Here is a 1,353-nt window from a genome sequence, read left to right as displayed (position 1 = left end):
TTTGAATTGCGACCTTAAAGGGGGCGTTCACAGTGGCATGCCAGCCCGATCCAAGGAGAAGCTAAAAAGGAAAGTGCTTTCTCACATGAGAATGTTACAAAAGAAGCCCGCGCGTGTAGCAGCCTACTTCCGACACGAATCAATTAGGTACGCAGCATAACTGAACTATTTGTCCGCCGGGTTAATACACTAGCCCCTAAACTTTCTGCATTGATATAGCGATTATCATACTGATTTGCATCATAGTAGCCCGTTAAGTAGGAATCACGAGTCTCATTAACAAAAGATGCCCGCAGGGCAAAGGTGTCTGTTACCGGTAAATTGATAACGCCTTTTAGCAATTGCTGATTCCAGCGGCCAGCTTCAAGGCCAAAGGAACCTTCAAACTCATCAATATTTGGCCTCTTGGAAATAACATTGATGGCCCCTACAGTAGAATTTCTTCCATAAAGTGTACCCTGGGGGCCACGCATGGCTTCTATTCGTTCGCTATCAAACATCATCGTCATGGCGGATTGTGGGCGAGAGGAGTAGATACCATCAAAGTGCAAGCCTACTGCAGGATCGCCAAATTCTGTTGTATTTGTAGAGCGCACCCCTCGCATAGAAATCACTGGCGCAGATTGAGAAGCCTCAAAGGCTATATCTACATTGGGAATTGTATTTCCCAGATCTCTTACATTCTTAATATTTTGGCGATCCAATTCCTCCTGGGTAAAGGCCGAAATCGCAACCGGAGTTTCCATCAAATTGGTTTCCCGCTTGGTTGCCGTAACAACAACCTCTTCAAGCGCCCAATCTTCTTGAGTTTCAGTTTCCTGCGCCCAAGCCGAAGCCATCGCTACATTGGTCATTGCAATAGCAAGGGCGAGTGGTTTTTTAATCGTCATTGATTCTCTCCAGTCTGCAGCAATAGGAAAGCCAGATTAAATTATGGCCAACCCCATAGGCCGTCGGCTGTACGGCGGCTAGATTAAAGTGTCAGATTGAGGAGTTCTGTGAAACTGAGATACGACAAAGCGGATTGCGATTAGGATAAATCGGACCAATAAGGCAAAATTTAGAATACCCGCAAACTAATGCCAAAATAGTCCAGGGGAAAGCAAGCCTTAGATTTCATTTTATCGTGTAAATAAAAAGGCTACCATTTACGGGATATGGCAACAAATTTTAAAAGAACTAATCAAGAAGCCCAATATTGCCTACTCGCAACAAAATATAGTAAAAATCCGCATTCTTAGAATGCGGAATTGCCCTCGGCCCCCTAAAAGGGGGCTATTGAGCCAGTCTTCTTAGAAGACTGACCGAGAGTTATCCCGCTTTACACTATCAGCGCAAATCCAACCGGGATTG

Annotated in this window: 1 protein-coding gene; it reads right to left on the bottom strand. The window is 44.9% G+C overall.

Annotated features, from left to right (window positions below; all coding sequences use genetic code 11):
- Positions 1-143 precede the first annotated feature (143 nt).
- Positions 144-890: a TonB-dependent receptor plug domain-containing protein gene (locus tag ACCI49_RS24650; RefSeq protein WP_371841907.1), complete on the bottom strand. Its 747-nt coding sequence runs from the start codon at positions 888-890 to the stop codon at positions 144-146.
- Positions 891-1,353: the final 463 nt, after the last annotated feature.

This window comes from Microbulbifer epialgicus, assembly GCF_041447265.1.
Classification (GTDB): Bacteria; Pseudomonadota; Gammaproteobacteria; order Pseudomonadales; family Cellvibrionaceae; genus Microbulbifer; species Microbulbifer epialgicus.
The sequence above is the reverse complement of the archived record's forward strand: the minus strand, read 5'-3'. Positions and strand labels throughout refer to the sequence as shown.

Coding starts and splice junctions, on each gene's coding strand:
- ACCI49_RS24650 (WP_371841907.1), bottom strand. CDS start 890: ATGACGATTAAAAAACCACTCGCCCTTGCTATTGCAATGACCAATGTA.